Here is a 16,103-nt window from a genome sequence, read left to right as displayed (position 1 = left end):
ATGATATTAATATCCACGATGAAAAACGTTCTCGTCATAAATCCCTGGATATACGATTTTGCAGCGTACGACTACTGGCTAAAACCCCTCGGACTTTTATACATCGCATCATACCTGAGAGAAAATGGCGCAAAAGTAACCTTCGTTGACTGCCTCGATCCTCATCTTTTCCGTGATGAACTCCATTCACTGCCTCGCCGCAAACTAGGTGGACACGGTAAATTCATCAAAGAGGTAGTCTCAAAACCGGAATCCCTCGTGGGGGTTAACAAAAAGTTTCATAGATACGGTGTCCCTAGGATTTTAATCGAAAAATACCTATCCAGCATAGAGCAACCCGACGTGGTCATCACGGGCACCACTATGACATACTGGTATTTGGGAGTGTGGGAGATCATATCGCTAATCAAAAAAGTGTTTCCGGGAACGCCGGTTGTCCTGGGAGGAATTTACGCTACCCTCTGTAAAGAGCACGCAACTCTCTCTGGGGCAGATATTGTCCTTACAGGGCCAGGGGAAAAGTCTGTTTCTTTCATTATACGCGAGGTTCTAAAGCTACCTCTTACGTTTGATCCCCATAAAACCGAATTGGATGCACTACCCTATCCCGCCTTTGACCTACTTCCGGAACTGGATCAGGTGCCTATCCTTACTTCCCGAGGTTGTCCATTCAGTTGTTCATACTGTGCTTCCAGTGTTCTTTCTCCCGAGTTTTTAAGACGGAACCCAAACAGAGTCTTAGAAGAGATCGCTTACTGGTCCAAAACAAAAGGAGTAAAAGACTTTTCAATATACGACGATGCCTTTTTGCTTGACGCTGAAATCTCAGTTATCCCCATGCTGGAAGAAATCGTGCATCAAAATTTCGACTTACGGTTCCACTGCCCCAACGGGTTGCATGCCAGGTATATTACCCCAAAGCTGGCAAAACTGCTTTTCAAAGCAGGATTTGTTACACTCCGTTTAGGGTTCGAAACAGCAAACGAAGAAAGCCAAAAAAAGTGGGGCCAAAAGATAACAAACCAAGAGCTGGAGATGGCGGTTTCATACCTGAGAGAGGCGGGTTACGAGGGGACACAAATCGGCGTCTACATTCTCTGCGGTTTACCTGACCAGCAACCAGAAGAAGTTTTACAATCCATCAGGTTTGTGCACAACCTTGGGGCAAAACCGATACTTGCGGAGTTTTCTCCCGTTCCAGGAACAGCACTCTGGGAACAATCAAAACGTTCAAGCCCTTATCCACTTGAAAGAGAACCCCTCTTCCACAACAACTCCCTTCTGCCCTGTTGGACTGGAACCATTGAGGAAAGTGTTTTTTACGATTTAAAAAAGCTTGCCCACAGCGTGGGCAAGCTGAAAAATTGAGATCTAACTAAGTAAAGATTCTTGAATTTTACTTCTACTGTCCGCTACTGCCACTCTTCGGGACAGATATACCCGCCGCCGTTCCAGAAAAGGTACCAGCCTGCTGATTAATTGTGCCTGCCGCACCACCAGTGAACTTAATCTCGTAACCACCTAAGTTCTTGCCTGATTGTGTTTGTCCCATAACTTTTGCGCCCCACTTACTCCCATCCCACTTTTGTATATTAAACTGGGCCTCAAGGACAGAACCTTGTAACGGAACAATGGTTCCTGTTTGAGGAGCTTGAGTGAATGTCCCATTAACATCGTTGGTCGCCCAAATGCGGGGTGACTGTCCAGTGGAATATGCATAGAAGGAAACGTTATTCATATTTACAGTTAGGTCACCGTAATTGCCACTCAAGGTATCTTTCCCCACAAAAACAGTGGGAATATTAAGTGATTTTAAGTTTTCTCTGCCAGTCTCAGAACCTACCAGTTCCATAAATTTATCCACCGTAACCACTCCGCCTGTTATGGCCATTTCGTATGTTTTAATGGAAGGATTGAACATTCCGTGAATATCTCCACCCATCATATAAACCTTCGCTTCTTCCCATTGGGTTACTGACCCTGTAAAAGTTCCGGAAATCCGCTCTTTATTTACATTCCAATCAGTATCAGAATAAGTAGATGTAGTTATCTTAAGGCCACCCTGGTTGTTTTTCCAGTCCACACTCCTGGCCAATTCAACTTTGCCTGAAGGTGTACCTGTGTACGTGCCGGCCTCTATGTTTTGGACAATACCCCAGCAGTAATCCCCTTTTATGAAAGCACTCATAACAATAGAAGCATAAGCGCTCGTTGAAAAATCGGACAACGTGGAATACCTTTCCTCGTGATTAAAAATAAAGTGTTCACTGTAGTATTCTTTATCCTTGGTTATTAGGTCTCCAGGATTGAATTGCGAGGGTTCGAGATTGGTACCTTCTTTCATTACAATTTTATATATGCTCCCCTCAGCGTCCCATATACCTCCCTGCTCGAACGCCTCCACAGTTCGCGGATATACGTTCCCAGAAAATGAGCCCTTCAAGATACCTGCTCTCTGCGTGGATCCCTTGGCACCATCATCGACATAGAGGGTATAAACGGCTCCGTTTACATCTCGAACATTTTCGTCAATGAGACCGCCGAAGAAGCCGTAATAAGCGCCACCAACGGGCGAAGTTGAATTGGAATAAGCATCAAAGGTCACTTTTGGATCAAAACTTACGATTTCACCATTGAAAATTATGCGTTTTCTGTGTTCCTCGTTATCGTAAAGTCCTAGAAAGACAAGGTTCGTTGGGTTATCCTTCATTGAACTCCAGAGAGATGTTCCATAACCTCCCATGATGCCTCTAAAATCACCGCCCCTGTCTGGAAAATAGTGTTCCTGGTACTCCTCATCTGGCGCAGTTTTACCAGTAAAACTGTACATATCTTGATAAATCTTGTCGTCAATATTATCTTTCGTATATGTTCCACCATACGAATACGTTGCTTGCCCCTCCGGTTTGTCTGCTGCTTTAGTCCATACTTCAATGATTGGAGTATCATTAACTCCACTATAGTGATAATCCTTCCAAGTCCTCTCGTGCGCACCCGGACCCACATATTTTTGATTAGACACGTATCCTTCCGGTTTCTCCCGGTTGATGTCATAGGCGTAGCTAAAGCTTGAATATCCAGCATTGTAGTTTACATAACCTCTCTTCCTCTCTCTAACTTCCGGCAGGGTTTTTCCGCCGATTCCACTACTGAAAGATAAACTTTGATCCGCTTCCCACGTTCCCACAGAGATAGCCTGCCAACGACCTTTTGTACTGTTACCTTCATCAGGAGTTATAGTTCCCAACATGCGCCAGTCGCTAATCATACCCGCCTTTGTATAAGTCAGGAATTTTCCAGCTGTCTCGCCTTCAGAAAGTTCACCGAAAATCTTCCCCGCTTCTAAATCCACGATTCCCTTAACCTGCACAGCCCAATAACCGTAATCAGGAACGAAGCTGCCCGATTTATCTTGAAAAGCTCCAAATTCACCTACTCCAGCTGTCTGAACGGTGAAGTTCTTCTTATTCTGCGGATTCTCATAGAAGTTATCCACTCCGTGAATGACGTAGAAGATTCCCCAATCCTGTCCTTTGATGGAACGAGACTCACCCCAGCCCATTGCCATTTTACCTATCCAACCAGTGTTCTCGAAAGACCCAAAGGACATCTGGGCCTCAATTGCCCCCTTTACCAGGTTATCCTTGGATGGATTGAGGAAATCCTTTGCTTCGATACCGGTGGTTTCCTTTACATACTCGGGATGTATGGTTCCATCCACTTCCCACATGCGTATACCTGTGTATATTCTCCCAGAAACGGATCCTTTTAGATAACCTGCGGAACCGTTAGGGGCAATGTATAGCCCATACAACTTGCCTTCCATATTGTCCGCTGAATGAGCATCCACGACTCCTCCAAGCCATCCGTAATACGCCCCACCATCGGGCGTGGTGTAGCTGATACCTCCCTCCAAATATCTTTTGCTTTGAATAATAGAACCGTAAATAACAGGTAAACCTATATCAGAGCTGTATTCCCCAATTATGGCAATGTTCACATCGTTGCCTTTTTTCTGATCTTTACTCGCTGTCCAGAGGTTCCCTAATCCACCCATAACACCGTCGAGTTTCGCCACCTGTTGAACACTATTGGTGGGGAATGATTGTTTGTGAACACTATAGTATCCAGCCTCTTCACCACCAGGGAAATTATTAGAGGTTGGTGGTTCTGTGGACAAGTCCAGATTACTCGGAGCATCTCCCTTTTCCACAAAACGTTCGGCGTCATAATTCCATTTTACATATGTTTGATTGTGATAGTAATGCCATTCTTCCTCGACTTCTTCACCATTTTTCAGTGTTTCTTTATATTCTGAACGGAAACCTTTCTTAGTGTTACCCTGTCCATCTTTAAAGTACCCATATTCGTATTCCAGGGTGTGGTGTTCGTATGGCATACCCTCCGGTGAGTAGTGCTTCTTGTACATCCCCACATAAAAATCTCCAGGAACCACAGCGGCAAGATTTCCTTCCTCCAGAACACTGCTGAAGTTGGGTGCTTTTGTTAAATCGTGGGTTCGCTCGAAGGTTCCCATTCCAACAGCCACCCAGCTTCCAAAACCATCGCCAATCTCGTAACTCCCAAGGAGTTTCCCCTTTATAACCCCGAGCGACTTTTCGGTTATATAACGACCGCCGGAAAATTCACCCACTATCCGGTAACCCTTCGTCTCGTCATACGACCACTGACTGCCGTTGATCCTAGAAACCCAGTATTCTGTATCCTCGTTTCCTAACCAACTGGTCCCACCCGCTTCTAAACGCCAATTATTCGTAGGATCTTTCGTGAACTTACCTCCAAGCTCCATGTTGAAGATTCCCCACGCAGCTGGTTTAGAATCCTTTATCAATCGTACAGTGTAAGCACCTAGATAACCCTGCGCCACATCTTGTATATAATAAGCGTTTGGTAAAAAATCACCATAGTAGGTTCCTTCAATATAGTTCTTTTCCGTCGTCTGGCTCGTATATCCTGTATCCTTCAACGTGGCCTTTATAGATCCTGTTGTGGACTTGAACATAGAAATGCCTGTGTAGTTAGAACCTTCGAATTTACCTTCAAGTATGCCCGCCTTCCCTGAACCGTCTACATAGAGACTTAGCAGCATCCCCTCCATAAAGTCCTCGTATGTTCTGCTCGCTACAAAACCATCAGGTAGCTTCGTGCTCCCGACATAACTCCCCGATACACGACCCCACCACGTAGCCGGATGGTAAGAATCTGATTTACCCATTACATACAGATCGACATCATTGCCGGAAACATTAGTTTCCGTGGCGCTTTCAAAGGGTGACGCAGTGGAACCCACAATGCTTTTACTTCCTCCATCCGGGGTCACCTCTGAAGACTCATCATCGAAGTAATGATACTTTGCGTCAACAAGACCGCTGAAGACCAGAGGGATCTCCGTATATTTGCCTTTACCTGAATCATTTAGCTGGTAACGGTAAACGGATCCAGCTTCTTCGTAGAAACCCTCTGTCTTTCCTGTTCCATAACCCCGTCTATCCTTGGAAAGATAAGTAAAGTCAGAGGTGCCTTTAAGTTTTTTGGTATTGTAATCTGTAGTCCCATCCACTGTTTCTATCCAGTAACCATCTTCATTCGTAGCGGTTGTCTCATAACTCTGCCCACCCGCTTGTATTTTCCAAGAATCTGTAGGATAGTTACCATAACCACCCATTTTTATTCCCCAACCACCCCAGTTATCGTTCGAAACCCCTGCTACCTTTCCCGTAGCATCACCGTTCTGCACATTACTTCCACTCATAACAAACATACCACTCAAATCGTAACGGCTCAGGTGAAAAGAGCGTGTCTTCGGAGAAGACGTGTTACCCGCTGCGTCCTTACCTCTGACTTCCAGAGTGTGATCACCCTCTGACAGATTGGAAAGAGTGAAGTTTTTAGGTGTTTCAGTCCAATCACTCCCATCTATACGGTAATAGTACGTCGCATCCTCGTTACTGGAGAGGGAAACATCCACATTCGACAACCTGTAACCAGTGGTTGGCTCTGCTTGGGTTGACACGATAGTAATTTCAGGGGGGGTTGTATCCTGTTTTACCGGCACGAGGGGCTGAGTAGGAGGAGGCGTTGTTTTTTGAACCGCGGTGACTGTCTTAGTTTCCGTCGCCGGCGTTTCCGGTGCAGGTGCTGGCGTTAGTTCAGCAGTGGTCGGCGGCGCTTCCTCTTTTTTAGGTTCTTCCTTCGCTTGTTCCCTCTTCACAGAGGGTGCTTCCTCTTTTTTTTCCTCTTTCTTAGCTTCCTCTTTTTTCTTTTCAGCAGGGGCTGTATCTTGAGTATGTTTCTCTATTTCTTGAGGTGTCGCAGCCCTCAATACAGGCGGCTGACTCGGATCAACAACAATCATAGTCTGACCGGCCTTGATCGTTACCACCTCTTCAGGTCTGTTTAAGCTGTATCCATAACCCTGACCTTCCTTAAAAATGACACCTGTGACACCTGCCTGGAAATAGGTGAAAAAGTTCGTACCCCTCACACCAGCTATTGCCGTAGGTGTATGTACCTCATATCGAGAACCCTTAACAACACCTGTGGCACTCACAATACTGTGGATTTTTCCCCGGAAAAGATTCAAGGTTCCATCTTTCCCCATCGTGTATTCTGTAACGCGAATACGGGTATTTTCGGCAAGACGAAGAACATTTCCGTCAGTGAATGTAACCTCGCACTTTGATTTTAACTTAGTTCGAATGATATCTCCTATATCAACCCCATCCCCCAGCCTTACAGGAACCGCTGCTTTGCCGGGCTTTGTAATATCCACATTGCCCTCGATATAGGTGATTCTTCCTACAGTCTGGGCAAAAGATGAAACTGCGGTAAACAGTAAACATATGACCATAAGGCCAACAATTTTAAATCTCTTCTTGTTGATCATGGGGTTTTAACTCCTAATTTCTTGATAATTTTAAAATCTTAATTCCACTCCCGCAGTGTACAAATTACGATGATAATCGTTAGCCGGAATATTCGAATTACAATTTGTTCCAGTGTACTGAAGAATAAAACTGGTGTTACGGTAAAATTCCCAATTGATTCCTATACTTCCTGTGAAACTTTTGTCTTTTCTGTTTGCCGACTTAGAGGAACCATCGTTATCCTGAAAGGGTTGCTCATATGTATACCTCTGATAGAGGTAACTCGCTGTTACCTGCATGCTCAAAGGACCAAAACGTGCCAGCTTCTCCCTGGATAAAAGGGGAAAAATGAGATTTGCCGTTACCCTATGTCCCTCGTTATCCCAGTACATACCATCAGCGTGATCTTTCGAGTAATCGTAACGAACGTTAAGAAAAGCATTCTCAGTAAAGAGCCAAATCCAACTTAAATAAGCTTTTGGACCCACGGCATCCCTGTTGTTTTCCCAGAAGCGGTCCGTGCGAGATGACGTTTTTTTCTGATTGTAGAATTCCTTTTTATCGTAACCCCCGTGTATTTCCAAAATGTGGTTCTCTCTGATAAGAACACGGAAAATCGGGCCTATTGAAAAATCATCCAAATATCGTTTGTAACCGGGGTTCGAATCCGGTGGAGGCGAAGTATCGGGATCCGTTCGCAGAAGAACGTTCGTGAAACTAACATTCAGGTTAGTAGCAAAACGACCGAAATTTATCCCCGGAGAAAGGGAGAACGTCTGAGCGAAGAAATCATGGGAATGGGTGTGTTTCTGATTGACATTTAATGTTGCTGAATACGAGGCATTTAAAATCCAAGGATCCTTGAGCACAGGAATGTAGTCGATGCGGAGATAACTCTGAAGTACCCGTCCCCTTTCATCAGTGATGTCTCCGGCCACAACATCGTTTGTAGGCTTGGTAACTATATTGGTATCGTAACCCCCAAAAACACCAAGAGTTAAGCGAAGCGGTCTCTCGAGATACATCCTTTTTTCCACAATATCCTTGTATTGCCTCGCAAAGGTTGCAAGATCAGAAAGGGGATCACGGGTTATTACAGTCTGCAATCTCTCCTTAGCCTTATCTAGCTTCCTCTCCCTCATGTAGAGCATGGCGATTTGAAAATCGCAGGATTGACTGAGAGAGGGATCTTGCTGTTTTGCCTTTTCAAAAGCTTCGATCGCCTCTTGATTTTTGTTTTCTTTGGCGAATACAAGCCCCTTGAGAAAAGCTACGCGAGCTGGGTACACACCTTCTTGTTCGGCAATCTGTATCCATCTCTTCGCTTCATCTATCCTGTTCAGCTGGTACAGGGAGTCTATAATCTCTACAAAAGCCTCTTTTATGCGCGGCTTCAGCTGTGCCGCATCCTGAAAATTGACTAGAGCCTTCGCATAATCCTGAGCTTGTTTATAAGCTAGTCCCAGAAAGAACGCTGCCGTCGAAGACGTGGGGTCTTTCGAACGGACTTTCTCAAGTATTTCAATCGCTTCTTCGTAGCTGCCTTCCCTGTACTGTTCGATTCCCTCCCGGAGACTAGGACTTTGTTCCTGACCATAAGAGCGCATAGCTGGAACAAAAACAAAAGTTAAAGATACCAGGATGGTAAATACCACAACACAAAAGGGGATTTTCTTCATGGGGCATTCCTTTCTTTACTTTGGAAAGCAATGATGATAGAGGAATTAATGTTGGATTTAACCTTTTTAAATTTGAACATTGAAAAAAAACAAATGGATTTTGAGAACTACGTTACACTATAACTTTCCACCATGTCAAGTTCTATCATTTTGGAGAAATTTTGACACTACGTGAGGTGTACAATGAGGAAGTTAAGTTTAGCTCTGTTTTTCATTTTTCTGCTCCTACCGTTATCCATGGCTAAAGCTGCTCAGAAAGACCAAAGCAGCATCGGTCCCGTAAAGATAGGCATTGTGGATATACAACGAATTCTCAGGGATTCAAAAGCTGCCAAAGCTGCGAGAGCGACTTTCGAAAAGGAACTGGAAGAAAAGAGAACGCAGGTGATGAACAAAGAAAAAGCTATTAAAAATCTCGAAGAAGAAATAAACAAGTTGGACCCCCGAAAAGAGGAAGCACAGCGCAACGAAAAAATAAAAGCACTCAAGCAGGCCCAACGGGAATTGACCTATTTAAAACAAGATGTAGACGAAGAATTACGGAGACGGGACATGGAGTTGAGTAGAAAACTCCTCGAAGAGATTGTCACCATCGTAAGGGACTTTGCACGTAATGAAAAGTTTACAGCAATATTTGAGAGAAGTGCTATCGTAACAGCTAACGAAGCAATTGATATCACCGACAGGATCATTAAAATTTACGACAGCCGAAAACGGTAGTTCGTCTATTACTGCAGTAACCGTTCCGCTTCAATAGCCGAAACATAAGCAGTTGTTACTCCTTGTGGTTCACCAAATATGACTATCATAAAAGGTATCGCAGAGCGAGGAGCGACACTCGTACTGGGAAAATCAGAACCAGCAGGATTGGATAGCTTTCTGTTTATCTCTTCAGCTGTTAAAGTTCCAAGCTCCTTGTCTGTGAGTAGGTTTCCGCAGTAGGCGAAACCCTCCATAACTCGTACCCCTCCAGCATCAAATAGTTCAGCTTTTACCTTTATCTTCGTAAGGGAAGTTGTACCCTCATTCCTCGCCATACCCTCAATAACCCGCACGTTGCCCATCCAAACATTGGACACAAACCTCTGTTGTAAATCTACAATCCTTATCTGCGATGGACCAGAAGACTCCTTCGGTGACGTGCGAGGTTCAAACAAAAAAGCAGTTGGTTGTAATATCCCTCGCATTAAATTTTCCACTTCAGTGGAAAACATAAACAGCGCAGTTCCCATTGCCAAAAAAGTTATCAGTATAGAAGCTGATATTCCCAGCCAAAACATTTTGCGCTTTTTTCTCTTCCTTTCGGCCTCATTCTCAATATCAGACAGATCACCCTGGAGACCACCCTCTTCCTCGTGATGTATCGTTTCTCTTTGAAAGTTCGGTATACCATCCCTCAATTGGAAAAAAACTTCACCACAGCGCGTACACCTAACCCAGAAACCAATGTTTTCTTCCACTTGAGTTTCATCAAATCGGTACTTCGTCTTACATTTTGCACACTCGATTACCATCACTAAATCCTACTTAGGGTTGTAACTACACATTTTTTACTATATAGACATCTGGCAGGCTACGGTCTTGTTCATTATAGTCGAGACCATAACCGACAACAAAACCATCATCCATGGTGAAACCGACGTAATCCGCCTCGAATTCCACTCGTCTACGGAGACGTTTGTCTATAAGGGCACATACTTTAAGCGAAGATGGTCCCCTTTCTCTGAGAAGATCAACCAAATACCGGAGAGTTAAACCCGTATCAATGATATCCTCTACTACAAGCACATCTTTACCCTTTATATCCGTCTCTATGTCCTTTGTAACCTTTATTTCTCCCGAAGAGATGGATCCTGAGCCATAGCTCGCAAGCCTAATAAAGTCCACTGTACAGGGAATTTCCAGATGACGAATCAGATCCGCCATGAATACAAAGGCACCTTTCAGAATACCTATGATGACCGGATCTTTCCCCTTATAATCCGCATTAATCTGTCTGGCAAGTTCCTCAACACGTTTTTTTATATCCTCCCGTGAGTAGAGGATTTCCTTCTGCGTCTTCTCCATTATCAAACCCTCCTTTTCTTAAAACTCTTATGCCTTTTTAAAAATCAGCATGCATTTTATGTCAACAGAAATTCTAAACATCGTCAATCAAACTCAAAACTTCTTTACGTAAGTTGTAGCAAAAGAGATAATATAATGGGAAATAATTTCTTCAGCCCTAAGGACATCTTCCGCACTTCTAAAATCAGAAGACAGAGAGAGAAACATCCTGTCAAAACGGGATCTTTCCAATCCCAATGACTTGTAATCTATAAATTTGATCATATACTGTGAACCATCGAAGTAAAACTGCCCGAATCGCTTCGCATCTTCACTTCTAAATGGCCAATTTATCTTAAGCTCCAAATAATCTTTAACTAACTTCTTCAGCTCGTCGTCTTGAAAAGCCTCTTCCTTCGGGGTTTCTCCGATAGCATCACTCAGATGTCGGAAAAATTCCTTCACAAAATCTATATCCGTAACGACAAGACCGTACACATACCAATCGTCGAGAACATCAACGACCACCTTTTTTTCCAATGGGGACAGATAATGGAAACTCGGGCAGAAGTGACCTGCACATAGCTCACGGCCATAGAAAGAAATTTCTCTCAAATCCTTACCTTTGTTCTGGAAGGGATGAATGAGACACCCAACCCTCTTCATCTCTTCGTCCAGAAACCCAAGAAACTCGCAACAGTAAATAACCTCGTACCGTCTTCTCTGATCCTCAAAAGACCGTAAGCATGCTGAAAACTTTGCCAATTCTTCAAGATCAGGCTCCCTTATCGACGAAAAAATTTTCGTTCTATTTTTTAGCCTCTCTGTTAAAGCTTCCCGAGAACTATCCACATAGTTGTAAAGACCACAACAAGCTGCACAGGATTTGTCTTTTCCAGGCTGGCAGAGATGAATGTATGAACTTTGTTCCATTTTAGAAGAACTCATTCAAAGACAATTGTCTTTGATCCATAGGTAAGGATGCGATGTTCCAGGTGCAGACGAACGGCCCGGGCCAAAACAATCCTTTCAAGATCCTTTCCTTTCAGCATTATATCTTCCACAGAATCACGATGACTAATCCTTATCACGTCCTGAGCAATAATAGGTCCGTCGTCTAGATTTTCCGTCACATAGTGGCTCGTAGCCCCGATAACTTTAACCCCCCTTTCATACGCCTGGTGGTATGGTTTGGGGCCCACAAAAGCCGGTAGGAACGAGTGGTGTATATTTATCATTTTATTTGGGTACCGAGAAACAAAATCCTTTGTAAAGATTTGCATGTAACGGGCCAAAACGATCAAGTCTATTCCCATGTCCTGCAGAATCTTTAGCTCTTTTTCTTCCTGTTCCCTTTTGTTATCCGGAGTTTTGGGGAAATAGAAAAACTTCAAACCGAATTGAGTTACCACAGACTCAAGATCTGGATGATTACTAATCACCACAGGAATCTCAGCACGAAACTCTCCCATTCTATGTCTGAGCAAAAGGTCGTACAGACAATGAGGATGACGAGATACGAAAATTGCTAATTTTTGTACCTCATCTGTAAAATGAAGTTCCCATCTCATATCTAATTGTTTCGCCACGTGGCGAAAGACTAGTCCTATCTCCTCCCGAGGTATTGCAAAATCTTTCAACTCCCACTCAACACGCATGAAAAATATCTTGCTTGCCGTGGTGTGTTGTGCTGCGTGCACAATATTACCGTTATGCCGGTATATGAAATTGGAAATATTGTACACTAAACCCTTCCGATCCGGACAAGAGAGGAGAAGTATAGCATTGGCATTATCAGCCGATTCCATCGCCTCTCACCTTTTGACAAAAAGAACTTTTTCGCTTTAAATAGGTTCTCGACTATAGATGGAATGACATTGCAGGTCAAGACCAAAGATGATAAAGGCACGTAAAACAAATGGGAGGGTGTAATTAAATGAAACTTCACGAAAGGATTCCTCTTCCTAACGGGCTTATCCTTGAAATTTGGGATCGCACCAGAAAAATAGCAGAAGACACGTATAGGGTGGAACTTGCGGCTCAGATAGAGGTACCTTTCCAGCCCTCGTATTTTTTACAGAAAGAGCATTACGAAAAGACCGTCAAAACTTTAGGGCAGACGGGTTTATATGAGTACCGTAAAGAACGCACATTCGTAAAGGTCGAAGACAAAGATAGAGTCTTTGAGGAACTTCTGGAATCCTTCAAAAGAGATACCCTTCAATACCTATCAAGAGAGGACTTCCCACAGCGTTTCGCAAGAGCACAGTACAGAGACATTGAGAAAAACTGGTACAAATACGTCACACCCAAAGAGGAAGAAGAATGAAGTGTAGCCTTAACGAAATTCTTCCTTTTGTCGATAAACCAGGACGCTATATCGGTGGGGAAGTAAATGCGAAAAAAAAAGATTCAAAGCACATTCGGCTCCGTGTTGCACTCGCTTTTCCTGACGTATATGAAGTGGGAATGTCACACTTGGGGCTTCAGATACTTTACGCCCTACTCAATAACCAACCCGACGTCATTGCAGAACGGGTCTTCGCACCTTGGCCTGATATGGAGCGCTACCTCCGGAAAATGGGTGTACCACTTTATACACTTGAATCGGGAACCAGCCTCAGTTCCTTTGATGTCATTGGATTTTCCCTCCAATACGAGCTCTCCTTTACAAACGTGCTCACCATGCTTGATCTCGGAGGTATTCCCATAAGATCAGAAGATAGGCGCAACGGGCACCCCATAGTGATTGCCGGTGGACCATGTGCTTTCAATCCCATGCCTATGTCCTCTTTTGTGGATGCATTTGTTATAGGTGAAGGGGAAGAAGTGATACTGGAAATTGCAAAAACAGTAATAGAAGCAAAGGATAGGAGATTCTCTAGATCGGCCATTCTAAAAGCCCTTTCCGAACTAGAGGGAGTATACGTCCCTTCCATTCACAAGGGAGCTCAACTGATCAAAAAGAGGGTCATTGCTGATTTGAATGTGTATGCCGAGCCTAGCTCACCGGTTGTACCCATAATTAGAACAATCCACGATAGGGCCGTTCTCGAAATCGCCCGCGGGTGCACCAGAGGCTGTCGTTTCTGTCAGGCAGGTATGGTGTGGCGGCCCATAAGGGAAAGAAATCTATCCGTTCTCATAAACATGGCAGAACAGGTAATTATGGCCACTGGGTACAACGAGCTATCATTGCTTTCACTCAGCTCGGGAGATTACAGTAGGATAGAGGAGCTCTTAACAATGCTGGTGGATCTTTTTTACGAGAGGAGAATTGCTCTCGCATTGCCTTCACTGAGAGTGGAAACATTGACAAGAAACATGGTTGAAAGCATAAAGAAGGTTAGGAAAACGAGCTTCACCCTTGCCCCTGAGGCCGGATCAGACCGTTTAAGGAGGATCATCAACAAAGGTAATACCGAGGAAGAATTGATGGAAACACTCGAAAGAGTTTTTGATGCGGGATGGCAATCCGTAAAGCTCTATTTCATGATTGGTTTGCCAGGAGAAAACTCGAGTGACATTGAAGGAATAGCAGACATAGCCTTTAAAGCAACCCAGCGAATAGGTAAAAAAGGTGAAATCACTGTGAATATATCCACCTTTGTACCCAAACCCCATACTCCATTTCAGTGGGAGCGGCAACTATCCCTTAATGAGTCTAAAGAAAAATTGAATCTTCTGAAGAGATATCTTAGATCTAAACGGTTCAAAGTGAAATGGCATTCGCCAGAGATGAGCTTTCTGGAAGGTATCTTTTCCAGAGGCGATGAAAAACTATGCGATCTTGTGGAGAAAGCGTACAACCTAGGATGCCGGTTCGACGCCTGGGGTGATCAACTTAATTTCCCACTATGGGAAAAAGCAATTGAACTAGCAGGTATCAAACCGGAATCCTACTTGGGCCCCAGACGAATTGATACTGACCTTCCTTGGGAATTTATAGACACAGGTCTTACGAAACAGTTTCTCTTGGACGAACTTCAAATGGCACATCAGGGCAAACAGACACCCGACTGTCGCTTCAGTGATTGTACATCATGTGGGGTTTGCGCATCCCTCAGGGTATATAACACTAGGGCTAAAGAAAAAGAGGAAGAAGAGGAAACAGATGAACCTAAACGAATCTCGAGAAAAATAAAGAATTTCCGTATAAAATATACAAAAGAAGGTCTGGCACGCTTTCTTTCTCACATCGATGTATCACAAGCCCTCTGTAGAGCCTTCTGCAGGGCAGGCATAATTTTTCAGTTTTCAGAAGGATTCCACCCCCATCCACGGATCTCTTTTGCGACAGCCACATCCGTAGGCATGCAGAGCAGCGGTGAATACGCTGATATCCGCATTTCCCCCCCCGAAATTTCCCTTCCCGAATTGCTAGTTAAAATCAACACCGCATTGCCTGCAGGTTTGAGTGTTGTAGAAATGGTGGAAGTTCCAGAAAAATCCCCAAAAACAGCAACGATTGTAAAGGGTTTTCAGTATTCGTGTTGGCTACCAAAGGGAATACCAGCCGAACAATGGGAAGATATGGAGCGCAGAGTCTCAGAATTTATGGGCGCACAAATTTTTGAAATTATACATGGTTATACAGATAAATGTGAAAGTAAAAAAATGCGGAACATTCGACCTTTAGTAGAGTCACTGTTAATCGATAGAGAAAGAGAAGTAGTTTATATGCGGCTCGCCTTAACCCCTGAAGGGGGAGTAAGACCCATTGATGTGTTGATCCAGGTTCTTAACATTCCACTAAATTTAGCAAAAATGACAAAAATTATTAAGGAGGAAACTTTTTTATCACAATTCTTATTGACAAATGGGTGATAATTACTTTAGACTATTGATTCAAAATTTTTCAGGTATGGAGATATGTCTTACGCGGTAATTGAAACAGGTGGAAAACAGTATAGGGTTTCAGAAGGCGACATTATAACTGTTGAGAAAATAGAGGGAGGAAAAGGAGATACAGTAATATTTGACCGGATCTACATGGTCAAAAGCGGTTCTGAGTATCTTATAGGTACACCTAACGTCCGTGGTGCCCAAGTGATCAGTGAAATCGTGGCCCAGATAAAAGGTCCCAAAATTTATGTGTTTAAGATGAAGCGGCGTAAGGGGTACCGAAAAAAAACAGGACATCGCCAGAGGTTGACGCAGTTGAGAATCAGGGAAATCCGACTTTCTTAAACCGGGAGGTAACTAACAATGGCACATAAGAAAGGCCAGGGAAGTTCAAGAAACGGAAGAGACAGTAATGCCCAGCGCCGGGGGGTTAAGGTTTTTGGTGGACAGAGGATAAAAGCCGGAGCCATCCTGGTACGTCAGTTGGGAACTAAGATACATCCAGGCCGTAACGTGGGTATGGGTAAAGACTTTACACTCTATGCACTAATAGACGGCATTGTAAAGTACGAGAGATTGGATAAAAATAGAAAAAAGGTTAGTGTTTACGCTGAAGCGTAAGTTTACCCAAATTTTTAAGGAGGCT

At 43.8% G+C, this 16,103-nt stretch carries 12 protein-coding genes; 6 read left to right on the top strand and 6 right to left on the bottom strand.

What is annotated here, in order from left to right:
- Positions 1-18: 18 nt before the first annotated feature.
- The gene (locus tag N2317_05245) at positions 19-1,368 is read left to right on the top strand and encodes a B12-binding domain-containing radical SAM protein (protein MCX7816896.1); all 1,350 of its coding nucleotides are present in this window, start codon (positions 19-21) and stop codon (positions 1,366-1,368) included.
- A gap of 34 nt (positions 1,369-1,402) precedes the next feature.
- Here the strand turns inward: N2317_05245 and N2317_05240 are convergent, their stop codons facing one another.
- A complete protein-coding gene (locus tag N2317_05240) occupies positions 1,403-6,907 on the bottom strand; it encodes a FecR domain-containing protein (protein MCX7816895.1) in 5,505 nt (1,834 codons plus the stop codon).
- Between the two features lie 30 nt (positions 6,908-6,937).
- A complete protein-coding gene (locus N2317_05235; protein MCX7816894.1) occupies positions 6,938-8,566 on the bottom strand; it encodes a tetratricopeptide repeat protein in 1,629 nt (542 codons plus the stop codon).
- Positions 8,567-8,749: 183 nt separating this feature from the next.
- Between N2317_05235 and N2317_05230 the strand changes: the two genes are divergently transcribed.
- The gene (locus N2317_05230) at positions 8,750-9,286 is read left to right on the top strand and encodes an OmpH family outer membrane protein (protein ID MCX7816893.1); all 537 of its coding nucleotides are present in this window, start codon (positions 8,750-8,752) and stop codon (positions 9,284-9,286) included.
- Positions 9,287-9,294: 8 nt separating this feature from the next.
- On the opposite strand, the gene N2317_05225 is transcribed toward N2317_05230, so the two are convergent.
- From N2317_05225 to purU, 4 genes are all read right to left on the bottom strand, one after another.
- Positions 9,295-10,080: a zinc-ribbon domain-containing protein gene (locus tag N2317_05225; GenBank protein ID MCX7816892.1), complete on the bottom strand. Its 786-nt coding sequence runs from the start codon at positions 10,078-10,080 to the stop codon at positions 9,295-9,297.
- Between the two features lie 25 nt (positions 10,081-10,105).
- Positions 10,106-10,633, bottom strand: a complete 528-nt coding sequence (gene hpt / locus N2317_05220; GenBank protein ID MCX7816891.1) for a hypoxanthine phosphoribosyltransferase — start codon at positions 10,631-10,633, stop codon at positions 10,106-10,108.
- A gap of 93 nt (positions 10,634-10,726) precedes the next feature.
- Entirely contained in the window at positions 10,727-11,545 is an 819-nt protein-coding gene (locus tag N2317_05215) for a hypothetical protein (GenBank protein MCX7816890.1), read from the bottom strand.
- 11 nt (positions 11,546-11,556) lie between these two features.
- The gene (gene purU / locus N2317_05210; GenBank protein MCX7816889.1) at positions 11,557-12,420 is read right to left on the bottom strand and encodes a formyltetrahydrofolate deformylase; all 864 of its coding nucleotides are present in this window, start codon (positions 12,418-12,420) and stop codon (positions 11,557-11,559) included.
- 128 nt (positions 12,421-12,548) lie between these two features.
- Between purU and N2317_05205 the strand changes: the two genes are divergently transcribed.
- The 4 genes from N2317_05205 to rpmA are packed head-to-tail and all read left to right on the top strand — an operon-like array spanning position 12,549 to position 16,078.
- Complete coding sequence (locus N2317_05205; protein MCX7816888.1) at positions 12,549-12,941, top strand: hypothetical protein; 393 nt, start codon at positions 12,549-12,551, stop codon at positions 12,939-12,941.
- Complete coding sequence (locus N2317_05200) at positions 12,938-15,439, top strand: TIGR03960 family B12-binding radical SAM protein (GenBank protein ID MCX7816887.1); 2,502 nt, start codon at positions 12,938-12,940, stop codon at positions 15,437-15,439. The genes N2317_05205 and N2317_05200 overlap by 4 nt, the downstream gene beginning before the upstream one ends.
- A gap of 45 nt (positions 15,440-15,484) precedes the next feature.
- Positions 15,485-15,802, top strand: coding sequence for a 50S ribosomal protein L21 (gene rplU, locus N2317_05195; GenBank protein MCX7816886.1), 318 nt, complete (start codon positions 15,485-15,487; stop codon positions 15,800-15,802).
- Between the two features lie 18 nt (positions 15,803-15,820).
- Positions 15,821-16,078, top strand: a complete 258-nt coding sequence (rpmA, locus tag N2317_05190) for a 50S ribosomal protein L27 (protein MCX7816885.1) — start codon at positions 15,821-15,823, stop codon at positions 16,076-16,078.
- Positions 16,079-16,103 lie beyond the last annotated feature (25 nt).

Source organism: Syntrophales bacterium, from assembly GCA_026417625.1.
Taxonomy (GTDB): domain Bacteria; phylum Desulfobacterota; class Syntrophia; order Syntrophales; family UBA8958; genus JAOACW01.
Note: the sequence above shows the minus strand (reverse complement) of the source record. Positions and strands in the feature narration are given on the sequence as shown.

What these genes read in the sequence shown, in the direction of transcription:
- N2317_05245 (MCX7816896.1), top strand. Translation starts at nt 19, where the DNA reads ATGAAAAACGTTCTCGTCATAAATCCCTGGATATACGATTTTGCAGCG.
- N2317_05240 (MCX7816895.1), bottom strand. Translation starts at nt 6,907, where the DNA reads ATGATCAACAAGAAGAGATTTAAAATTGTTGGCCTTATGGTCATATGT.
- N2317_05235 (MCX7816894.1), bottom strand. Translation starts at nt 8,566, where the DNA reads ATGAAGAAAATCCCCTTTTGTGTTGTGGTATTTACCATCCTGGTATCT.
- N2317_05230 (MCX7816893.1), top strand. Translation starts at nt 8,750, where the DNA reads ATGAGGAAGTTAAGTTTAGCTCTGTTTTTCATTTTTCTGCTCCTACCG.
- N2317_05225 (MCX7816892.1), bottom strand. Translation starts at nt 10,080, where the DNA reads ATGGTAATCGAGTGTGCAAAATGTAAGACGAAGTACCGATTTGATGAA.
- hpt (MCX7816891.1), bottom strand. Translation starts at nt 10,633, where the DNA reads ATGGAGAAGACGCAGAAGGAAATCCTCTACTCACGGGAGGATATAAAA.
- N2317_05215 (MCX7816890.1), bottom strand. Translation starts at nt 11,545, where the DNA reads ATGGAACAAAGTTCATACATTCATCTCTGCCAGCCTGGAAAAGACAAA.
- purU (MCX7816889.1), bottom strand. Translation starts at nt 12,420, where the DNA reads ATGGAATCGGCTGATAATGCCAATGCTATACTTCTCCTCTCTTGTCCG.
- N2317_05205 (MCX7816888.1), top strand. Translation starts at nt 12,549, where the DNA reads ATGAAACTTCACGAAAGGATTCCTCTTCCTAACGGGCTTATCCTTGAA.
- N2317_05200 (MCX7816887.1), top strand. Translation starts at nt 12,938, where the DNA reads ATGAAGTGTAGCCTTAACGAAATTCTTCCTTTTGTCGATAAACCAGGA.
- rplU (MCX7816886.1), top strand. Translation starts at nt 15,485, where the DNA reads ATGTCTTACGCGGTAATTGAAACAGGTGGAAAACAGTATAGGGTTTCA.
- rpmA (MCX7816885.1), top strand. Translation starts at nt 15,821, where the DNA reads ATGGCACATAAGAAAGGCCAGGGAAGTTCAAGAAACGGAAGAGACAGT.